The organism is Winogradskyella eximia, from assembly GCF_003386165.1.
Taxonomy (GTDB): domain Bacteria; phylum Bacteroidota; class Bacteroidia; order Flavobacteriales; family Flavobacteriaceae; genus Winogradskyella; species Winogradskyella eximia.
Map to the genome: position 1 here is coordinate 40,626 of NZ_QRDV01000006.1, position 20,632 is coordinate 61,257.

Below are 20,632 nucleotides of genomic sequence, written 5' to 3' on the forward strand. Positions count from 1 at the left end.
TAGCATTGGCATTGTTAGATTGTGTCAATGCTTTCTTTTTCATTTTAAAATATTATTATGACAAATAACGATCTAATAAAAAAGGCTGAAACAGTCCTTAACAACAATTTTAAAGAAGACAAAGGTTTTACAATACCATGTGAAGGGTTGTACCCTTTTCAATGGAACTGGGATTCTGGTTTTATAGCTGTAGGATTTGCACATTATGATGCTAACAAAGCCAAACGAGAGGTCGAAGCTTTATTAAGTGCGCAATGGGAAAACGGGTTTATCCCTCATATCATTTTTCATAACGATAGTGATACTTATTTTCCAGGTCCTGAGTTTCATCAGTCTAAATTACATCCTCTAGCTTCCAAAAGCCACAGAACAACAGGTATGACACAACCACCTGTTTTAGGTTTTGTATTAAAGGAAATGTATGATATTATAGAAGATAAAGCTGATATCCTCAATTTCATAAAGCAAAATATAGATAAGGTTTTTAATAATCACCAACATTTCTATACACATAGAGACCCAAACCAAGAAGGTTTAGTTTTTATTTACCACAATTGGGAATCGGGTACAGACAACTCACCAATTTGGGATGATATTTGGGGTACAATGGATCCACCAAATTATAAATTTGAACGTAGAGATACAACACATGTTGATGCGGCACAAAGACCAACAAACAGAGAATACGATTACTATTTGCACCTTATTGAAATTGCTAAAGCGCATAATTACGATGAAGCTAAAATTGCAGAGCTTTCACCTTTTTTAGTTCAAGATCCACTTTTTAATGCCATGTTAATTAAATCTAATGCCGCATTAATTGAACTTTATGAGCTGATTGGTGATTCTGAAGATAAAATAAAAACATTACGTCAGTGGCAAAAAAAAGCTATTACAAGATTTAATGAAAAGCTATTTAATGAAAAACTTGGTGCATATGTGCATTACGATCTTAGAAACGAAAAGCAGATAGAATTTTTATCATCTTCATCTTTTGCACCGATTTTTGCAGACATACCTAATGAGGAAAGAGCAGAGATTATTGTAAAAACAATGATGGATAAATTTGGTAGTGAAGATAGATACTTGTGTGCATCTTTTGATCCAAGTAGTGATAGATTTAATCCTAAAAAATATTGGAGAGGACCAGTTTGGATCAACCTAAATTGGTTACTTTTTAAAGGCTTAAAATCTTACGGTTTTTATGATATCGCAAATCGTGTGAAAGACGATTCTGTTCAATTAATAGAGCGCTATGGTTTTTACGAATATTTTGATTCTAGAAAATCTGTTAAAGAAAATGCAGGTTATGGAGGTAATAATTTTTCTTGGAGTGCTGCATTATTAATTGACTTATTGAAGTGTTAATTTTCTAATATGATGATTCTTAACTTTTCCAAAGATTATATTTTAGAAAATGAAAGAGTAAGGTGATTATACTTACAAATATCTTATATAAATGAATTAATTAAAATTAGAAAGAATAGGCTTTGGTGCTTATAGTGATAATGAAGTAAGTATAGCAGCAATGCGTAGTGTTGGCTGCAAAAATGAAGGTGTATTACGAAATATGTTTCCAAGTATTAATGGCATCGGAAGAACTGATGCTGTGTTAATGAGTATTCTAAAAGACGAATGGAAAGATTCAGTTAGAGTACAGTTAAAAAATAAATTAACATGAATTGGCTAGATTATACAATAATTGCAGTTTACCTCATTGGCTTTATGGCTATGGGTTATTTTTTTAAGGAAAATAAGAATTCAAAAGATTATTTTTTAGGAGGCAAAAGCCTTGGATGGTTTCCATTAAGTTTATCTACAATGGCAACGCAATTATCTGCTATTAGTTTTATTTCTGCACCAGCATTTGTTGGTCTAAAAGCTAATGGTGGAATGAAATGGTTAACTTTTGAGTTTGGTGTACCATTAGCTATGATTGGTATTATGTTCTTTATAATTCCGCCATTATACAAATCAGGAATTGTAAGTATTTATGAATATTTAGAACGTCGTTTTTCAAAATCTACAAGAAAACTTATAAGTGTTGTTTTCCAAATTAGTCGTGCTTTAGGTACTGGAGTTATGGTTTTTACTATGGCTTTAATTATTCAGTCTGTCGTTGGTATAAGTTTTCATTGGACATTACTTATTATAAGTGTTGTAACACTTGTATACTCTTATCAAGGCGGAATGAAAGCTGTGGTTTGGGGAGATGCTATACAGATGATTATTTTGTTTTCGGGCTTAATAATATGTCTTATTATTGGGTATTCATTAATGAAAGATACCGGAACCTTTAAAGGTTTTGATCCAGAACGACTTCAGGTTATTGATTTCTCTAACCTTGGCTTTTTTGATGGTGAAGAATATGGGTTTTGGCCAATGCTTTTAGGTGGTTTATTTTTATATCTATCGTATTATGGTACTGACCAAACACAAGCACAACGTTTGCTTTCTGCAAAAAATGAAGGGACTATAAGAAAACTATTATTAGCAAACGGACTGTTGAGGTTTCCGGTAGTTTTAGTGTATTGTATTATGGGATTAGTGATTGGCTATTTAGTAAGCAACGTTCCAGAATTTTATGAAAGTATTAAAGAAACAACACGTATTCATTATCCTGCAGAATATGCAAAATCTGGTATTAAACCAGACTTAATGGTTCCTGTTTTTATAACTAAATATTTACCAAATGGACTTATCGGAATATTAATGGTTGGTATTATGTCTGCAGCAATGTCTTCATTGAGTTCTACAATTAATTCATTAAGTGCTGTGACTATAGAAGACTTTTTTAATAGTGGAGAAAAGAAACTTTCCGAAAAAAAATACATGCTTTTATCAAAAGGTTTGGTTGTGTTTTGGGGAGTTGTCTGCATTTTGGCAGCCTATCTTTTCGGTAATAGTGAAAGCACAGTGATTGAGTTAATTAATGCTATTTCATCTTTATTTTATGGACCAATATTGGCAGCTTTTGTGATTGCAATATTTTTAAAGAAAGTAAACCATATTGGGATGAATGTAGCAATTATTACGGCTGTTGCTGTTAATCTAATTTTTAAATACTTACCAGAGTTAGTGTATTTCTTTAGTCAAGGAAATTTCTATTCTGGCAATGATTCTATTCATGTAGCTTTAGCTGAATTAGGTATTAATAATATTCCGGATTTGTTTTGGATTTGGTATAACTTAACAGGCTTTGTTATAGCTATAGTAATGGCAATAATAGTGAGCAAATTAACGAGTAAAACACCTGCTAAGAAAATGGATTTATCGTATTCGTTTAACACAAAAGATTTATTGAAGAAAGAGAGCATTATTTTAATGTCATTTTTCATCTTAATTCTTGTGGTGAGTTATTTTCTTCCAAGCATGTTAAGTTAGATGTATCATTCATGAAAGTTATTTTAGCACCAGACAAATACAAAGGCTCACTTACAGGACTTAAATTCTGTAATATCATTGAACCAATTTTAAAAGCTTCATTAAACGCAGAAGTTATAAAAGTACCATTAGCCGATGGTGGAGATGGTACAATTGAAGTTGTTAACTACTATTTAAAAGGAGAGGCTATTCAGACCGAAGTTATTAACCCTATTTTTAAACCTGTTATGGCCTCTTATTTATATTCAGAAGCAACCAAAACTGCTTTTATCGAAATGGCAGAAGCCTCAGGAATGAAGCTTTTACAGCCCAAAGACCAAAACTGTATGGAAACAACAACTTTTGGCACTGGAGAATTAATTCTTAATGCTATAAATAGAGGAGCTCAGCATATTATTTTAGGTATTGGTGGAAGTGCCACAAACGATTGTGGTATTGGTATGGCGAAAGCCTTAGGTTATCGGTTTTTAGATGAAAATGACAATGAAGTGAAGCCAATTGGTCGAGAACTTGCTAATATTTATAAAATCGATGAATCTCTTAAAGATAAAAGGTTAAGTACTATTAAGTTTCAAATTGCTTGTGACGTTACTAACCCACTTTACGGACCAAATGGAGCTGCATATGTCTATGCAAAACAAAAAGGAGCTTCTGATGAAGAAATTAAATATTTAGATTTTGGATTACAAAAATTCTCAAAAGTTTTAGACAAACATTTTAGCATTCAGACTCAAAATATTGAAGGTGCAGGAGCAGCAGGCGGAATGGGAGCAGGTGCTACAGCTTTTTTAAAAGGAGAGCTTTTACCAGGTATTGACCTCATAAAGCAGATAGCAGATTTTGATGCAAATATTAAGACTGCAGATTGGATTATTACAGGCGAAGGTAAATTAGATGACCAAACCTTGTCTGGTAAAACGATAAGTGGTGTTTTATCTTCTGCAAAGAAACATAAAATAAAAGTAGCTGCTTTTTGTGGAAGTACGGATTTACAACCTGATGAATTAAATGCAATGGGAATTAATTATAGCGATTCTATTATGAGTCTGGCAAAAGACCTAGATGATGCTTTGACAAATACATCACAGTATTTAGAAAATATGACTAGAACATTTATTGAAAAAATTAAAAAATAAATGAAATTATACCCTTTAAAATTTAATCCAGTTTACAGTTATCGAATTTGGGGAGGAGACAAACTAAAAACTGTTTTGAATAAAGATTATACGCAAGATTCTATTGGTGAATCTTGGGAAATATCTGATGTTGAAAACAATGAAACATTAGTGAGTGAAGGTCCTCTAAAAGGAAAATCGTTAAAAGAATTAATCACTGAGTTTAAAGGAGAGCTAGTTGGCGATAACGTTTATAAAACTTTTGGTAATGACTTTCCATTGTTAATTAAATTTATAGATGCAAAAACACCACTGTCAATTCAGGTACATCCTAGTAACGAATTAGCAAAAGAGCGTCACAACTCGTTTGGAAAAAACGAAATGTGGTACGTTATGGAAGCTGAAGAAGATGCAGAATTGATTATTGGGTTCAATAAAACTACCAATAAAGACAACTATCAAAAGCATCTTAATAATTCTGCACTTCGTAATATTTTAAATATTGAAAAAGTGGATAAAGGCGATACATTTTATATTCCCACAGGTAGAGTTCATGCTATTGGAGCAGGTGTTTTGTTGGCAGAAATTCAACAAACCTCTGATATCACATATCGCATTTATGATTATGATAGAATAGACAAGACTACTGAAAAAAAAAGAGAATTACACACCGATTTGGCATTAAATGCTATAGACTTTAATTTTTACGAAGATTACAGATCGAGGTATTCAAAAGAGATTAATTCAGAGAACGAATTAGTGAATTCACCATATTTTAAAACTAATTTTCTTCATATTAAAGGTGAAATGTTTAGGGATTTAAAGCAACTCGACTCTTTTGTAATTTATATATGTGTAGAAGGTATTTTACAAATGAGCTACAAAAATCAAAATATTAGTCTTAAAAAAGGGGAGACAATATTGATACCTGCAACTATTGAAACTTTAGAACTCTGTTCTAACAATTCAAAATTACTTGAAGTACATTACTAAATTTAAATAATGGTATTACTTCCGTAAATCAATAACCATCATAGGTTTTCTACTCATTTTAGGGAACTGTAATACTTGAATTTCCTTTTTATCGCAATATTCAATTTTTGGAAGGACTCTTAATTTTGCTCTAAAGTGATCTTTTATATTTTGGAGTAAAACTTCTGTAGGTGTTGTTGTAGCTATTTTAATGCGTATTTCATCTGTTCCTATAGAATTGTGAGACAATTCGATAATATAAGTTTCAACCTCACTAAAATCGTTTAAAACATTATGCATTGCAGGCGGATAAATGGTTGTGCCTTTATATTTTATCATCTGCTTTTTTCTGCCAATAACAGGGCCTAAGCGGTTGGTATTTCTACCACATTTACATTTTTGACTATGTTCTTTAACGATATCACCAGTTTTAAATCTTAATAAAGGCATGCCTTCAATACCTAAAGTGGTAATGGTTAATTCGCCAGCTTCTCCTTCAGCGACTGGTTGATTATTATCATCTAAGATTTCTGTTATAATAAGTTCTGGATGATGGTGACCACCTTCTTGTGCTTCACATTCTGTAAAAGCGGTATTCATTTCAGTTGAGGCATATGTTGAATACAGCTCAATATCCCAATTGTCTTTTATTTTTTTTGATAATGTATTTAATGAAAAATCTTGTTCTCTAAGCGATTCTCCAATACAAATAGCTCCTTTAATTCCTGAAGCATTAATATCGATGTTGTGATTTTTAGCAAATTCAATAAGTTTCAATAAAAATGAAGGTACTGCAATAATATAAGTGGGTTTAAATTTTAAAATAGAATCCCATTGTAATTCCGGAATACCATTTCCAACTCTAATGATTCCTGCGCCAAGTTTTCGCGCTCCTAAAAAATAAGCAAGTCCAGCCATAAAACGTCTGTCAATGGTGGTCATTAACTGAATAACATCATCAGGTTTCACTCCTGCACAAGCAAAAGAAATAGCTTCATTATAGGCTAAACGATCTAAATCCTTATCTGTTAATCCGAAAATTACAGGCTCGCCTAGCGTACCTGAAGTTGTTACATAATCGATAATTTTGTTTTTAGGTACACAGATAAAATCGTCGTTATATTGTTGTAAATCGTCTTTTGATGTGGTTGGAATTACGGATAAATCTTCTAGCGAATTAATATTAGTAATATCAATTTGATGTGTTTTGAACAAGCGTTTGTAGAAAGCAGAATTAGTACTTAAATAATTTAAAAGCGCTTTTAATTTTTCAATTTGAAAGTTATTTATTTCGGCTTTTGATGCATATTCTATCTCAGGATTCATAAATCTAACTTTCTTTTTGATTTTTTAATATAATTATCGACTTGTTCTAGGTCGGGAATTGTGGTGATTTCCTTTGTTTTTGCTTTTTCAAAAGCATTTAATGCAGCTCTATAGTAGCCTTTTTCATAGTTATACTTACCAACTATAAAATAAGCTTCCCAATATTCTGGATTTAATGATTGCAATTTTAAAAGAGTTGATGAAGTTATCGTTTCATTATCGTCAATATCAGAAAGCACTTCGGCTCTCAATTTTCTATACGCTTCGTAATTATTAAAAGCTTTAGTAAATTGAAAATCATCTTTTTCAATGTTTAAATTAGTATTTGCAAGTAATTTTTTATTTGGATTTTTGAAAACGTCATTTAAATCGTAAGCCACATATTCACCCAACTGATAAGGACTAGACGACACCCAAACCAAGCGTTGCTCTGGTTTAAAAACAATAGAATGATGTGCTAATAATTGATTCAACGCTTTTTCGTTACCATAACCTATGGCTTTATCATGTAACCCATCCTTATTTCTTAATATATCTACAGCAATTTCTGGTGTTATTTTTGGGTGTTGGTTTAGCAATTCTTCCATACGTTCGTAACGGTATTGAGAATGGCTTTCTACGATATGTTTACTGTTATTTTCATCTGCAGCGTAGGCTTCACTTTGAAAATGATTAGAGCAAATGAGTTGATTAGAATTAGCAACTTCATATATGCCAAAATTGTTTGGAGACATTTCAATAGTTATTGCTTTCTTATCTTTTGCACTGCCAATAAATATAGATTCGGATACAAATACTTGTCGCTTTTTTGCAATCGTAATAGCTTCTTCAATAGTGGAAGCGTATTGTAAAATTTCGCGTGTTAAAATAGAAACAGGTGTTTTTGCGACTAAAGGAATTTTAGATTTTCCGGCATTAATAGTTACTGTTAATCCATGTTCATTCATTCCTGAAACGACACCTATCATGCCTCCCCAAGTAACAGACATAAATTTATGTCCTTCTGTAGGGTTAACAAAAGATACAATTTTGTCTTTTGCAAAATCATCTCCTGCATAAAAGTCAAAATTACGTCCTATAATTAAACTACCGTCTTCTGTTTTATTTCCCCATGCTGCAAAAGAAGTACAGCCAACTAGTGCTAAATCTTGGAATGCATGACCAATATCATGTGCTCCATGTAAATATAATATTCTTAAATATTTGCTTGCTAGGTGATTATAGTCGTTAGAAGCATATTTTGAAAGCCCATAAATTTCAGTTTTATATTCTTCAGTAATATTCAAATACATTTTTCTGTTATACCAGGCTAAAATTTTTCGTAAAAAGAATTGCCTCGTTTTAGAGGGTACTAACTCATCTACTTTTGATAAAAAGGCAGCTTCTTGTTTATGAAATAGTTCTTCTGAAAGACGTCCTGTAATTAAACCTCTTTCATAAGGGTTTCCTTCTACATAAAGTTCCCATAAGCCTTGTTTATTTTTGTTGAGGTGGTTGCTTCCTAATGAAAATGTAGAATCTGATGTTTTTATGCGCTCGGGAATAGTAGAATTATAAGCACTTACATCTGGAAGATCGTGTAAGGATTTTGAGACACCACAAGATGTAACTAAAAATAAGATAGAAAATAAACAAAACCAGTGTACTAATTGTACCTTTTTTAATAGCATATTATTGAACCTTGTTTTCTGTGATTTCTTGTTCCTTGTTGGCTTCTAAAACTTTATTTAACAGATAGTCTTTACCTATAATTTCAGAACACGTCATCACCGCACCAATAGTAACACCTAAAATACCATGCATATTTAAGCTTTGACCTGTAAACAATAGATTTTTAATTTTTGTTTTTGGAGACACATAAGATAACATAGGTCTGTTAACATCTTTTACGTAACCGTACATTGAGCCTCTATTGCTACCAATATAATCTCTATAAGATAATGGAGTAGAGGTGTAGATTTCTTGAATACACTCTCTAATATTTGGGAATTTTTTTTCTAATTCTACAATTAGTTTTTCGGCTTTTTCAGCTTTAAACTCTTCATAGGTTTGTCCTCTATCATTTTTATTCGCAACCGTATTAAAAGTGTCTACCCAAGGTTTAACTTCGTCATAATGCATATAGGTCATTACGGTTAAATTATCGCCATAATCGTCCATGTTTTTTTTAATAGCCATGGACACCATATAGCCTTCAGGCCAACTTTCTTGAGTGTATTTGTGAACATCCCAAACCTTATCAGGATCTTTAAAGTGATAAAAGTTTTTGTTCTGGTACTTGAAAGAATTTGGTTTTAAAACGATATACAAACTAAAGGCTGCGATTGTACTTTCAATCTGATCAATTCTATTAGTGTATGATTTTCTGAATTTATCTTTACCAACAAGGTCTAAAGTTAATTTTGGTTCTATGTTAGAGATAAACAAATCTCCTTTTATCTCTTTACCGTTAGCACAAATTGCTGAAGTAATTTTACCATCTTCAAATCCAAAATTAACAACATTATGGTGCTTATATGTTTCTCCTCCGTGTGCTTTAAGCTTTTTGATTAAAGCTTTAGTGATTTGGCTACCTCCATTAACACACCTGTAAGAACTTTCTATATATGAATTGATAGTTAAAGCATGTACATAAAAAGGTGTGCGTTCTCCATCTCCAGCATATAAGAAGTTTGTTCCAGCCAATACGGCTTGTAATTTTTTATTTTTTGTGAGCGAATTTATATAAGGTTTTGCCTGAAGTTGAAATACAGCAGTATCATCATAATAAGGTTTACCTTGTTTTAAATTGTAAAGAGGAAAACTGCTACAAGTTTCCTGTAATTTCTCACAATAAGTAATTATTGCAGATTCCTCCTCAGGAAATTGCTCAGTTAAAACTTCTATAAATTTTTTATAACTCTGGGCGTGTTTATATTCTGTAGGGTCATCATCGAAAGTGACAAGATCAAAACCGTCTTCGTCTAATTTTTTTAAAGTAATTTCATCTAAAATATCAATATATTTAAAGTATTGATATAGGTTTTGTCCTTTGTCTAGTCCACCTATATAATGCACTCCAGTATCAAAAATGGTTTTATTTCTTACAAAGGTTTGTAAATTACCACCATATTGATTGTTTTTTTCGAGTACACAAACACTATAACCTTCTTTGGCTAGAATAATGGCAGACACCAAGCCTCCCAATCCGCTTCCAACTATTACAACGTCATAATGTGATTTCATGTGTAGATATTTATTGTTTTTCTATTGTTTTCGTATGAAAATGGCAAGGTTTTCATTCTCTTGAATGGACTTAAACCCAAATTCAGCTATCATTTCAGAATACAAATTTCGACTTTCTTTCACTAAAATCACAAGATTAATGGTGTTATTCAATACGTTGCTTATTTGTGCTTCAGATAAATTGTCTATGTTTAGAATTAATGTGTCACCTGTGCTTTGCAAAGTTGATTCTAAACTATCCTCGAAATTGATTTTGTGATGTTTATTCGTTATAAAACTATTCTTAAGAATGGCTCTGACACTAGAGTCTTCAATATAAGCAATTATTTTTCTATCGATAGAATTTAAGGCTAATAAAAGATCTAATTGCCCATAATCTTTTGATAGATGAATGATTTCAGCTTTAGCATCAATTGTCCATAAAATAGTATTGTAAATCGCTTTATACGTGTTAAAATCTTTTTTAACATCTTGGTATAAATCATCGCCTTTAAATCTATAGTCGTCCAATAAATTGTCTCTAAAGTAAGTATCAGATTCTACTTCTTTACGAAACTCCATAAATTCATGTTTAAAATGCGCGCTGATGCTTTTTGTACGTTGTTTATAGGTTTCGCCATACGATTTATCTTCAACAGTAATTCTGTCCATTATTTTTACAGTCAGATTGCCATTTCTTATCAGCGCACTACCTTTTGGGTTTATTTCTGCATTACCATGAATGAGGATAGGTATAATATCTAAATTCAATTGTTCTGCTAAATAAAAAGCTCCTTTATGAAAACGTTTCATTTTATTGGTTGTAGATCTTGTACCTTCAGGAAAAACCATTAAAGTGTATCCTTGATTTACTTTTTCTTGTAAATGAGACACTCCTTTTTCTATACCACTAGATACAGGGTAAAAGCCTGCTGCTCTAACCGCTTTGCCAAAAACAGGAGAATTGTAAACCCAATCGTTTACCAAAAATATAATTTTAGGATGAAGCATTCCAACGGCTAAAATGTCTAAAAACGATGTGTGATTCGCAATAATTATAGCTGGTTTATTAAATGTTTCATTACTAAGATTTATAACTTTCTTTTTTAACCATGGATTAGAATAAAGCACGGATTTCATAAATATTGATACTACTTTATGAAACCATCTCATTTTTACTTTTTTACTTACAGGTATAATTTTTAACAGCGTAGCACTAATCAATGAAATGAAAAGACCTCCTGAACCAAAATAAGTAAACGAAAGTATGGAGTGTATTAATAGCCTTAGTGATATTGGTCGTTTTGTTTTACTACCAATAAATAGTTTGAATAGTAAAGGCTGAATAGTAAAAGCGATGATAACAGCGGATAAGATACCTATTAAACAAACTATAGATATAGAGTATAACGCAGGATGTTTAGCGAAAATTAATACACCAACTCCTAAAATGGTTGTGATTACAGATAGTAAAATAGAAGTCTTATGCGTGGCTAAAGATTTTTCTCCAGTTGCGTATTCATGAAGCAATCCGTTAGTAATAAAAATGCTGTAATCAATGCCTAGACCAAAAATAAATGTTGAAATAATGATATTAAATATGTTGAATTCTAAATGGAATAATCCCATAATACCAACGGTTAATAACCAAGTGAGGCAAATAGGTATTCCTGTAACCAATGTAAGCGAAAGACTCTTGTAAAACAGCAATAAAAGAATGATAACCACAACTAACGAATAACCAATTAGACTATTAAAATCTGTTTTTAAGTTCCCTAAAAAGGTTTCGTTCATTTGTTTTCTGTCAATTACTAACGTTTGTGCTTCGTTTGAAAAAGTATCAATTACGGCATCTCCATCTTCAACTTTAACTAAAGTGGTAATTGTGGTATAATTATCCTTTGTCGCAATATAATCGTCAACAGAAAATGTGTTGATGTTTTTGTAGTCTTCAATTTCTATAGGTTTGAAAGTGGTATTTAAAAGCGCATAGAAAGCGTTAAACGTTGTGGGTTTAAAACCTAAAGCAGTTCCGCTTTCTATAATATTTTGTTTGGTGTTTTGAATTGTATTAGTGTCCCAAAAAGAATTCCATTGCTCAATTTGTTGGCTTTGTTGCTTTTTAGAGTGCACAAATGTCCCTATAGAGCTGTAGTTAATTAGCTTGTTTTCGGCTTTTAATTTTTCAAGTTTTTCTAAAATACGATCATTTACTTCTAAGGTGCTTTCTTCAGAATTACCATAAGCAGCAATATATATGGATTTTGACGTGCTGTTAATGAGTTTGTCTAGACGTAATTCCGCTGTTTTTATATCATCTGGCAGATAATTCATCTGACTTAAATCCTTGTTAAAGATGACATTATTATACGTGAATAAACTGCCAATAAAAAAAACAAAAAGAGCAATAACAACCCATTTGTTTTTATGAATATTATAAGAGGCAACCTTGTCTAAAACTGTCTTTTTTTGAACTTTTTTAGATTGCTCATTATAAACTTGAGGTATAAAAAGCAAAGCAAAAAATGACGCTCCCATAACACTAATAGCTGCAAAAATCCCTAAATCTTGAAGGGCTTGTGAATTTATAAATAGTAAACACAAAAATGCTAAAGCCGTAGTTGAGCTACTCATTAAAATGGGCTTTGCAATTTCTTTATATAAATCTTTTACATTATTGTTACTTCTAATATGTGTGAGAATGTGTAAAGAATAATCTAAGGTTACGCCAAGTAAAATTGAACCTATGCCTAATGAGATTGCTGATATTTTTTCTCTGATTAAAAAAAGAATTGCAATAGCTATTAGTCCACCAAAAATGGTTGGGACAAATAAGATTATCGGAACCGTTAATTTTCTATAGAATACAATAAATATGAGGAGTAAAATGGTTAATGCAATACTAATAGTAAGCTGAATATCACTTTTTATCTGATTAGCATTTGCTACAGCTATTAAAGTGCCACCAAAATATTCGCTACTTACGCTACCTTTAAAACTAGCGTTTAGTTTGGCATTTACATCATATAGATTTTTAACAAAAAGAGTGTTTTCTGATGTTTCATTGGCTTCTAATGCAGGCGTAATAAACAATAAAATGTGTTTATGGTCTTTACTAACCAAAAAGCCATTTTGTAATGTAAAGTCGTCTCCAAAACTTAATTCTTGTAATTTTTTTAAAGCAATGAACGATAATCCTAAGGGATCTTTTAAAATAAAATCTTTAGTAATAAGACCAGAAGGAGAGATTAAAGTTTTATAATTCTTTAAGGTTGTAGCATCAATACTGTCTTTGTCAATTTTATCAGCTAACGTTTTATAATCGTTTTCATCTAAAAAGAGAGGAAGGTTTTTATAAATAAAATCTGCTGTTTCTTGAAGGTCTTCTGTTTGAACTTGTCCCTGTATTTTTTTTATATATTGACTAGAGGATGCATTTATACTATCAATAAATTGCGAAGCATAATTGGTTAAGTCGTCGACAGAAGCATCATCTTCTTTGGTAATATTAACAATGATTTTGTCGGTGAAATTAACGTTCTTTAAAACTTTTTGAAATTCAGCATTATCCTTATTTATTGGAATCAGTTTATTAATATCCTCTTCAAATTGAATTTTTGAAGCCACAAATAAAAGACCAGCCAATAAGACTACCAAAATGCCTAGACCAAACCATTTCTTTGATTTAAAATATTTATATGTGTTAAAGTAGAAGTTATGCATTAGGGACACTTACTTTTTTCTTCTGAAAAATTAATAATATAAAATAGCTAAAGATTCCTGCGATTAATGCTGATACAGCGGCTAACGCAAAGCTTCCAATGATATATGCTTTAAGATGCTTTAAAACTTCAAAATTAGTTGTTATTGTTGAGAGATTATAGGTCTCGTTCTGCCCTAAAATAGTGTTACCAAGTATAAAACTGCCCAATACTATAAATGGTATAAAGGGAGGAAGACTCACATTTGAAAACGCGAATGCAATGGCTTTGTTTAAATTAAGAATTAGAGCTAATGATAACACAATAATAGTGTGGAATCCCCAAAGAGGAGTGATACCAATAAAAATACCCAAGGCAATAGATAATGCTTTCTTTTGAGGTGAATCGTTACTTCCAATGACATCTTCAACTAGAAATCGTTTTATGCCTTTTTTTTTTAATCTCCTGAATAAATTTCGTGGTTTTATGTAAAAAAGGGTTAGGATAACCAACCAAGTATTTAAAATACTAATACGTGTAAAATCTTTAAATGGTCTAAAATGAGAAACACGTTCGGTTTCATCATACAATACAAGGATTGGAATGTTTTTTACTTCACTACCATTCCAAGCGGCTTTTACAATAACTTCAATTTCAAATTCAAATTTATTAGTGTAAAAGTTGAGGTTTTTAAAGTGATGAATAGGGTAAAGTCTAAATCCAGATTGTGTGTCTTGTAATTTTATACCCGTTTCTGCCCAAAACCAAAAGTTAGAAAACTTATTACCAAAACTACTTTTCTTTGGTACACTTTCTTGAGCCATGTTTCGTGCTCCAATGAGTAATAGGTTTTTGTTTTCGGCTTGTTCTAATTCATCTATGAAAACAGGAATATCTTTAGGGAAATGTTGACCGTCAGAATCTATAGTAATTACATATTTATAACCTAAACTTTCCGCATGCTTAAAGCCTTGTCTAAGCGCTTGACCTTTACCTTTATTTTCTTTAAAATGTATTTGTTGAAGAGTAGAATAGTCTTCTAAAATTTTTGTAGTAGAATCTGTAGAACCATCATTAACAATAATAAGATGTTGTGTGAATTGTAAAACACCATCAATAACACGCTTTAAAGTACGCTCGTTATTGTACGTTGGCATTAACACACATACATTTAAATCTGTAATTTTTTGTTGAATCAGTTGGTTGTTCACTTCATTGAAACCTTAAAGTATTATTATCTCGAAAATACTGATTTTTCTTCATCACTAAAAGATTTGGACTGTAAAATATAGTCTTTTATGTGATTTCGCAAATTAGAAGAATTGATATTTTTAAACTGTTTTAAGATAAACTGTTTATCTTCTTCAATATCTCCTTTATACTTTAAAATTTTTGGTGTGTTTTCTTGAATACCTAATCTAATAAAACGAACCTCTATGTTGTTTGGTGCCTTTTCTATAGCGTATTCAACATAAGAAATACCTTCAACGAATAAGTCTTTTTTATCTTTAATTCTTTTTTCGTTTCTGGCTAATAAAGCAATAGCCGCACCCTTATATGCAACTAAAGTTACGTCATCGTTTTTAGATACATTAGTTAGTAGTTTGCTAAATGCCTCTATTTTACTGCTATCTTGAGCCGCTTCTTTATAAGCGTTTCTAACAGTGCTAACATCTAGAGATAACACTGTGATACTTATTGCTAATATGAGAACATTTAAAAGCTTCATTTTTTAATTATTTCATTATAAAATTAGAGGTAGATTTTAAAGCAATAGTATCTTCAAATTTTGAAATGTTTTTAACTTTATAACCTTCTTCTGTTTCAATAATGTTAAGTTGTAATTCTAATTCAGGATTAATAAATGGATTAATTAACGCCATAAATTTAATGTTGCTTGCAGATTGCATAAACAACTTTTTCTCAACAATTTTTTCAGTGATTTCTTTAATAATTTGCATCATACAAACTCCAGGCATTACTGGATTGTCTGGGAAATGCCCATTAAATACAATGTGATCTTTGTTAATCGTAATTTTAGCTGTTGCAGAAGCATCCTGAACCGTTAAATCATCTAATTTGTATAAACCTTCAAGTGATGTACTCATTAAAAATCGAATTTATAAGTGGCTCCAATTTGAAACACCTTGTTTAAAATTAAATTATCAATATTTGTATCTTCTTCATATTCAGCGTTAACATTACCTCCAAAAATATCTATTAACCCAATGTTATATCTAGCTTCAATACCTAAACCAAAAGGAAATTCATAACCTAAACCTCCAAAAAGTAAAAAATCGAAACCTTCTAAGTCGTCATAATAATCATTAAAATTATCACTGACCTTAATATTTATAGAAGGACCGAGAATGAAGTTTAAGCCTATTTCTTTAAAAGGAGAAAATTTATTGGCTAATGTTATACCTACATAATTAATCTCGTATTTATGACTAGAAAATTTTGACTTCGCTCCTTGTCTTGAATAATTTATTTCAGGTTGAAGTGTGTAAAAATCTGCCAATTTAATTGCTGCAAATGCACCAATATATAAATCTGTTTTAGAATCATGTTCAGTATTGGTGAAATTTGATATATTGGCTCCAGCTCTAACGCCAGGTCTTATGGTTACCTGTGAAAATACAGTTGTACTTAATGTAATAAATGCGAATACTAATATTAATTTTTTCATAATTAATTGATTGATTTTAAATTGATGTTAAGCTTAATATTTGAATGTAAAATTTTAATTTGGTTTGCAATAGTATCACTAATTTCTGAAAATAAAAAAGTTACTTTTTCTTTACCATGCCCTACACGAACTATTTTATCGAGCTGTTGTGTTTTAAAATAAAAATAGGTTTTACAATCTATAGTTATTTCATGCACTAAAGTGTTTTCTAATGAATAGGATTTAATAACAGATAATTCTTCTTCAACTAAAACTTTAAAATCCTTTTTTAGAATGTTTATTAAAATAGCTTTATCCATAGCGTCAATTATGAAGTTAACCTTAAATGTGCCTTCTACAAAGGAAAAGTCGAAAATTTTATTTCCCATTTCTGTAGTAAATACAATACGATGATTAGAGTTTCCTAACTTTTTTACGATAAAAATACCGCTAAAGGTATTGTCGTAGACCTCAATATTGGCTTTGTAAACATAATCTTTAGTTGCATTTGAAAAATAAGGATTATGAAAGATGCTCGTTGCATCTTGCTCAACTTGAAAATTTTGTTTTTTAGGATAAGAACCACAAGCTAAAAACAACAAACAAAAACTACTCAGCAAATATCGCATCAGATAAAGAGGTATTTATTTTTCGGTTGTTAAAAACAATTTTTGTGTAATCTTCAGAAGGTTCTATCATTTTCAATTCTACAACATGACCTTCATCATTAAATACAATATGAAAAGCCTTTATGTATTTTGAAAACTCCTTGTCTTTAGGACTAAAATGAACTTCACTATTCAATTCTTGTTTGAAATAGAGAATGTCAAATTCATTATCATCAAACATATCTCCTTTAACACTATTAATAATTAATGAATTTAGTTGTTTAAACATTTTATTAGAGCCTAAATCAACATCGCTTTTTTTTCCTTCATCATTAATAAAAAGTTTATCGTTTTTAAACAATACCGAATATTTAAAAGGGGTTGTATATGCCCATTTAACGGTGTTTGGAGATTTAAAGGCGAGTTTACCAGAGGTGACAATATCATTAGATAAAAAGTCTAAATGTTTGTATTGTGTAAAGTCACTGACTAAAGTGTTTATAGTGGTCGCGTGTGCTTTTACTTTTGCTTTTAAAGTGGCTGATTCTGAACTGCTCATTTTGGTTTGAGCATTTACAGCAGCAACCATAAAAAATAAGATGTAAACGATTTTACGCATAAGGTTCTATATTGAATAGAGAGTCTATGGTAACAGACTCCATATTATGGAGTTGTAAAAATAACAATAACCGTTCCAATACTACAATCGATTTTAAACTTGTATCGTGAAGCAAAATTACATCGCCTTTAGAAAGGTTTTTGGTGGTACGATTAAAGATGTTTTCGGGTGTTCTAAAAGTGGTGTCTAAGGACCTTTTACTCCAGCCAATGGATTGTAATTGGGTTACTTTTATTGCTTTTTTTATACGTGGATTTGTGACACCAAAAGCAGGTCTGTATAATTTCATGGTTAAACCCATGCTGTTTTTTACTACTGTATTTGTGTTTTGCAATTCTTCAATGACCTCATTAGTTTTAAGAAAACCGAAACTATTGGTATGGGAATAAGTGTGGTTACCAACTGTGTGACCTTGATCTATGATAGATTTAAATACATTTGGGTTGGCCTCAATATTTTTACCAATACAAAAAAACGTTGCTTTGAAATTGTAGGTTTTTAAAAGCGCTAATACTTTAGGAGTAAATTCTGGATGTGGACCGTCATCAAATGTGATAGCAACTGCATTTTCTTTAATTGTTTTGTTAGAATGTAGTGATTTAAAATGGTAGTTCCATTTAATAAAAAATGATCCAGCAACTGTGATTAAAAACCAAAGAATAAGTATTATTATAAAAAACCATAACGATAGGTTATAGAAGTAGCTCGTTATAAAAAATGCAAGTGAAGCAATTACTGTAATTATATTTACTGTTTTAAAATTTAGCATTTCCGTAGTAAGGTAAAACTATGATTCTCTCCACGATATTGATTGTAAAGTAAGATAGTTTTAAAATTTGAATCTTTTAAATTGTTAAGTTTTACAATTTCTGGAAGTTTCTGAGTTTTAAGAATTTTAGAAGCTAACCAAACTCCAAATGATGATGCTGTCATAAATTCTCCACACAAATGTTTATAATAAACTTGTTGGGTATTTTTAAATAGACCTGAGCTTAATTCATTATAAAAACCATCAAAAGTAACATCTCCATTATTTCCTAAGACAACCATATCAATAGCATCAATATCTAAATTGTTTTCATCTAAAAATGATTTAGCAAGGTCAGATATTTTTGAATTACCTAAAGTATTGTATGTGCTAATAGCAATAATTTCGGCATAACTCGAGGTTTGCTTTTCATTAGATAATACAAAGAAATTTGCACCTTCACTAAAAACGGCACCTTCTGTTTTAGAATTTAATAATTCTGAAGTTGATGTTTTTTCTGCCTTTATATGATTGATTATTTGGTGTAACTTAGCTGTATAATCTCCAATTTCATCAACACCACCAATTAATATGGTATTGGCTTCATTGTTTTCTAACATTAATTTGGCATCCAATACTGTTGATTCAAATGAAATACTAGAATGTACATAAGTAAAATTGTAGCCTTTACATTGTAGGTTTAAAGCGATTTGCCCTCCAACCGTATTATGCGTAGATTGTATAAAAGATGTTGGTGTTAAAAACTGCTCATCATTATCAATTAGTGCACCTAAAAATTTTTCAGAATCTCTAAGGCAACCCATTCCTGTACCAGTAATAATGGCATCTACGGTATCTAAATTAGCATCTTTTAAAGCTATTTTAGATGCTGCAACTCCCATTTTAACACCTTTTGCCATTCTCCTAGATTCAGATGGAGATATGTAATCCTTGTAATTAGGATTTACAACCGGAATTAAATTGTCTTCATGATAGATGATTTCGTCTAAAAACTCTGAATTATCAAATGTTTTTTGTGATGAAATAGAACAAACACTATTTATATAAACCGTTTTCATTGTTTTTTTGAAAAAATAATGGTTGAACAATTGCCACCAAAACCAAAAGAATTAGACATAATAGTATGCTGTTCTTTTTCTTTAAATTCTAATTGTGGAGTTATATTAAATTCCTTCATTTGAGTTTTAAAATTCAAATTAGGATAAATCACATTATTTTGAAGCGCTAATACTGAATAAACGGCTTCAATAGCTCCGGCAGCAGCAAGTGTGTGTCCTGTAAAAGCTTTGGTTGAACTAAAGTCTGGTATATCGTTTTCAAATACTCTTAATATTGCTCTACCTTCAGATAAATCATTATTTCCGGTAGCTGTACCATGAGCATTAATGTAACTAATGTCTTTTGGAGATAATTCGGCTACTTTTAATGCTTGTTGCATTGCTAAAGTTGCTCCGTCTCCATTTTCGGAAGATGCTGTTTGATGGTAAGCATCATTGGCATTTCCATAACCTTTTACATAAGCTAAAACAGGTTTGTTTTCGGATAGCACAACTTTATCAGATTCTAAAACTAAATAAGCAGCAGCTTCACCTAAATTCAACCCTTTTCTATGTTCATCAAACGGTGAATTGTAAGTGTCCGATAAAATCATTAAAGTTTTAAAACCGTTAATTGTAAATTTTGATAAGCAATCTGCTCCGCCAACAATAACTCTATCTAGCTGTCCGGATTTAATTAATCTGGCGCCAAGCATTATAGCATTGGCAGCAGAAGAGCAAGCCGTACTTATGGTAGTTACTAAACTTTGTTTTATACCTAATTGTTCAGCTATTTTTTGAGTAGAATCTCCAGCATGGTGGCCTTCAATATACTTTTGAGTAGATTTATCTACTGCATAGTCGTAATAATGAGCTTCGGTTCTATCCATTCCACCAACACTAGTGGCAGAAATTAAGCCTGTTTTGTAATTGTTTATATCGGAAATCCCAGCATTTTTGATGGCTTCTTTAGCTGCTATTACACCTAAAAATGCTGTACGAGAGTAATTGTTTTCTGAAGAAAGCCCTAGTTGTTGCTCTAATTCTTGATTGGTGAATCCAATTTCTCCAACCATAATGCTATCCTTATGATTGGTTTCAATTTTAGAAATTTTTGAAATTCCTGTGTTCCCTGTTACAAGTGATGCGTAATTTTCTTCTACATTGTTTCCAATAGCAGAAATAATTCCCATTCCTGTAATAGCGACACCTTTACTCATATTTGATTA

At 31.0% G+C, this 20,632-nt stretch carries 18 protein-coding genes; 5 read left to right on the forward strand and 13 right to left on the reverse strand.

Features of this window, described 5'->3' with window-relative positions:
• Positions 1–57 precede the first annotated feature (57 nt).
• The 5 genes from DFQ10_RS12745 (at position 58) to DFQ10_RS12760 (ending at position 5,492) form a co-directional block, all read left to right on the forward strand.
• Positions 58–1,368 carry an MGH1-like glycoside hydrolase domain-containing protein gene (locus DFQ10_RS12745; protein ID WP_115817822.1) on the forward strand — a complete coding sequence of 437 codons (1,311 nt, stop codon included), beginning with the start codon at positions 58–60 and terminating at the stop codon, positions 1,366–1,368.
• 160 nt (positions 1,369–1,528) lie between these two features.
• Complete coding sequence (locus DFQ10_RS18605; protein WP_181897636.1) at positions 1,529–1,681, forward strand: hypothetical protein; 153 nt, start codon at positions 1,529–1,531, stop codon at positions 1,679–1,681.
• Positions 1,678–3,384 (forward strand): sodium:solute symporter family transporter, encoded by a 1,707-nt coding sequence (locus DFQ10_RS12750; protein WP_115817823.1) that lies wholly within the window; start codon positions 1,678–1,680, stop codon positions 3,382–3,384. The genes DFQ10_RS18605 and DFQ10_RS12750 overlap by 4 nt, the downstream gene beginning before the upstream one ends.
• Positions 3,385–3,395: 11 nt before the next feature.
• The gene (locus tag DFQ10_RS12755) at positions 3,396–4,520 is read left to right on the forward strand and encodes a glycerate kinase (protein WP_115817824.1); all 1,125 of its coding nucleotides are present in this window, start codon (positions 3,396–3,398) and stop codon (positions 4,518–4,520) included.
• Positions 4,521–5,492 carry a type I phosphomannose isomerase catalytic subunit gene (locus DFQ10_RS12760; RefSeq protein ID WP_115817825.1) on the forward strand — a complete coding sequence of 324 codons (972 nt, stop codon included), beginning with the start codon at positions 4,521–4,523 and terminating at the stop codon, positions 5,490–5,492. It begins immediately after the preceding gene.
• A 15-nt stretch (positions 5,493–5,507) separates the two neighbouring features.
• Here DFQ10_RS12760 and DFQ10_RS12765 read toward each other — a convergent pair whose 3' ends face one another.
• From DFQ10_RS12765 to DFQ10_RS12825, 13 genes are all read right to left on the reverse strand, one after another.
• Positions 5,508–6,797: a phenylacetate--CoA ligase family protein gene (locus DFQ10_RS12765; protein ID WP_115817826.1), complete on the reverse strand. Its 1,290-nt coding sequence runs from the start codon at positions 6,795–6,797 to the stop codon at positions 5,508–5,510.
• Positions 6,794–8,467: a C45 family autoproteolytic acyltransferase/hydolase gene (locus DFQ10_RS12770; protein ID WP_115817827.1), complete on the reverse strand. Its 1,674-nt coding sequence runs from the start codon at positions 8,465–8,467 to the stop codon at positions 6,794–6,796. Before DFQ10_RS12770 ends, DFQ10_RS12765 begins: the two co-directional genes overlap by 4 nt.
• Position 8,468: 1 nt before the next feature.
• Complete coding sequence (locus tag DFQ10_RS12775; protein WP_115817828.1) at positions 8,469–10,022, reverse strand: phytoene desaturase family protein; 1,554 nt, start codon at positions 10,020–10,022, stop codon at positions 8,469–8,471.
• 21 nt (positions 10,023–10,043) lie between these two features.
• Complete coding sequence (locus tag DFQ10_RS12780) at positions 10,044–13,724, reverse strand: MMPL family transporter (protein WP_115817829.1); 3,681 nt, start codon at positions 13,722–13,724, stop codon at positions 10,044–10,046.
• Positions 13,717–14,859, reverse strand: coding sequence for a DUF2062 domain-containing protein (locus DFQ10_RS12785; RefSeq protein ID WP_115818000.1), 1,143 nt, complete (start codon positions 14,857–14,859; stop codon positions 13,717–13,719). The genes DFQ10_RS12780 and DFQ10_RS12785 overlap by 8 nt, the downstream gene beginning before the upstream one ends.
• 77 nt (positions 14,860–14,936) lie before the next feature.
• Positions 14,937–15,431, reverse strand: coding sequence for a hypothetical protein (locus DFQ10_RS12790; RefSeq protein WP_115817830.1), 495 nt, complete (start codon positions 15,429–15,431; stop codon positions 14,937–14,939).
• A gap of 7 nt (positions 15,432–15,438) precedes the next feature.
• Positions 15,439–15,810, reverse strand: a complete 372-nt coding sequence (locus tag DFQ10_RS12795) for a 3-hydroxyacyl-ACP dehydratase (protein ID WP_115817831.1) — start codon at positions 15,808–15,810, stop codon at positions 15,439–15,441.
• On the reverse strand, positions 15,810–16,391 hold the full coding sequence (locus DFQ10_RS12800; RefSeq protein ID WP_115817832.1) for a porin family protein: 582 nt from the start codon (positions 16,389–16,391) through the stop codon (positions 15,810–15,812). Before DFQ10_RS12800 ends, DFQ10_RS12795 begins: the two co-directional genes overlap by 1 nt.
• 2 nt (positions 16,392–16,393) lie before the next feature.
• Positions 16,394–16,999 (reverse strand): hypothetical protein, encoded by a 606-nt coding sequence (locus DFQ10_RS12805; protein ID WP_115817833.1) that lies wholly within the window; start codon positions 16,997–16,999, stop codon positions 16,394–16,396.
• Positions 16,980–17,597 carry a LolA family protein gene (locus tag DFQ10_RS12810; protein ID WP_115817834.1) on the reverse strand — a complete coding sequence of 206 codons (618 nt, stop codon included), beginning with the start codon at positions 17,595–17,597 and terminating at the stop codon, positions 16,980–16,982. The genes DFQ10_RS12805 and DFQ10_RS12810 overlap by 20 nt, the downstream gene beginning before the upstream one ends.
• Complete coding sequence (locus tag DFQ10_RS12815; protein ID WP_115817835.1) at positions 17,590–18,366, reverse strand: polysaccharide deacetylase family protein; 777 nt, start codon at positions 18,364–18,366, stop codon at positions 17,590–17,592. Before DFQ10_RS12815 ends, DFQ10_RS12810 begins: the two co-directional genes overlap by 8 nt.
• Positions 18,360–19,424, reverse strand: coding sequence for a beta-ketoacyl synthase N-terminal-like domain-containing protein (locus DFQ10_RS12820; RefSeq protein ID WP_115818001.1), 1,065 nt, complete (start codon positions 19,422–19,424; stop codon positions 18,360–18,362). Before DFQ10_RS12820 ends, DFQ10_RS12815 begins: the two co-directional genes overlap by 7 nt.
• Positions 19,421–20,623 carry a beta-ketoacyl-[acyl-carrier-protein] synthase family protein gene (locus tag DFQ10_RS12825; RefSeq protein ID WP_115817836.1) on the reverse strand — a complete coding sequence of 401 codons (1,203 nt, stop codon included), beginning with the start codon at positions 20,621–20,623 and terminating at the stop codon, positions 19,421–19,423. Before DFQ10_RS12825 ends, DFQ10_RS12820 begins: the two co-directional genes overlap by 4 nt.
• Positions 20,624–20,632: the final 9 nt, after the last annotated feature.

What these genes read in the sequence shown, in the direction of transcription:
- DFQ10_RS12785 (WP_115818000.1), bottom strand. Translation starts at nt 14,859, where the DNA reads ATGCCAACGTACAATAACGAGCGTACTTTAAAGCGTGTTATTGATGGT.
- DFQ10_RS12790 (WP_115817830.1), bottom strand. Translation starts at nt 15,431, where the DNA reads ATGAAGCTTTTAAATGTTCTCATATTAGCAATAAGTATCACAGTGTTA.
- DFQ10_RS12825 (WP_115817836.1), bottom strand. Translation starts at nt 20,623, where the DNA reads ATGAGTAAAGGTGTCGCTATTACAGGAATGGGAATTATTTCTGCTATT.
- DFQ10_RS18605 (WP_181897636.1), top strand. Translation starts at nt 1,529, where the DNA reads ATGCGTAGTGTTGGCTGCAAAAATGAAGGTGTATTACGAAATATGTTT.
- DFQ10_RS12800 (WP_115817832.1), bottom strand. Translation starts at nt 16,391, where the DNA reads ATGAAAAAATTAATATTAGTATTCGCATTTATTACATTAAGTACAACT.
- DFQ10_RS12815 (WP_115817835.1), bottom strand. Translation starts at nt 18,366, where the DNA reads ATGCTAAATTTTAAAACAGTAAATATAATTACAGTAATTGCTTCACTT.
- DFQ10_RS12770 (WP_115817827.1), bottom strand. Translation starts at nt 8,467, where the DNA reads ATGCTATTAAAAAAGGTACAATTAGTACACTGGTTTTGTTTATTTTCT.
- DFQ10_RS12805 (WP_115817833.1), bottom strand. Translation starts at nt 16,999, where the DNA reads ATGCGATATTTGCTGAGTAGTTTTTGTTTGTTGTTTTTAGCTTGTGGT.
- DFQ10_RS12760 (WP_115817825.1), top strand. Translation starts at nt 4,521, where the DNA reads ATGAAATTATACCCTTTAAAATTTAATCCAGTTTACAGTTATCGAATT.
- DFQ10_RS12745 (WP_115817822.1), top strand. Translation starts at nt 58, where the DNA reads ATGACAAATAACGATCTAATAAAAAAGGCTGAAACAGTCCTTAACAAC.
- DFQ10_RS12755 (WP_115817824.1), top strand. Translation starts at nt 3,396, where the DNA reads ATGAAAGTTATTTTAGCACCAGACAAATACAAAGGCTCACTTACAGGA.
- DFQ10_RS12810 (WP_115817834.1), bottom strand. Translation starts at nt 17,597, where the DNA reads ATGCGTAAAATCGTTTACATCTTATTTTTTATGGTTGCTGCTGTAAAT.
- DFQ10_RS12780 (WP_115817829.1), bottom strand. Translation starts at nt 13,724, where the DNA reads ATGCATAACTTCTACTTTAACACATATAAATATTTTAAATCAAAGAAA.
- DFQ10_RS12820 (WP_115818001.1), bottom strand. Translation starts at nt 19,424, where the DNA reads ATGAAAACGGTTTATATAAATAGTGTTTGTTCTATTTCATCACAAAAA.
- DFQ10_RS12765 (WP_115817826.1), bottom strand. Translation starts at nt 6,797, where the DNA reads ATGAATCCTGAGATAGAATATGCATCAAAAGCCGAAATAAATAACTTT.
- DFQ10_RS12795 (WP_115817831.1), bottom strand. Translation starts at nt 15,810, where the DNA reads ATGAGTACATCACTTGAAGGTTTATACAAATTAGATGATTTAACGGTT.
- DFQ10_RS12750 (WP_115817823.1), top strand. Translation starts at nt 1,678, where the DNA reads ATGAATTGGCTAGATTATACAATAATTGCAGTTTACCTCATTGGCTTT.
- DFQ10_RS12775 (WP_115817828.1), bottom strand. Translation starts at nt 10,022, where the DNA reads ATGAAATCACATTATGACGTTGTAATAGTTGGAAGCGGATTGGGAGGC.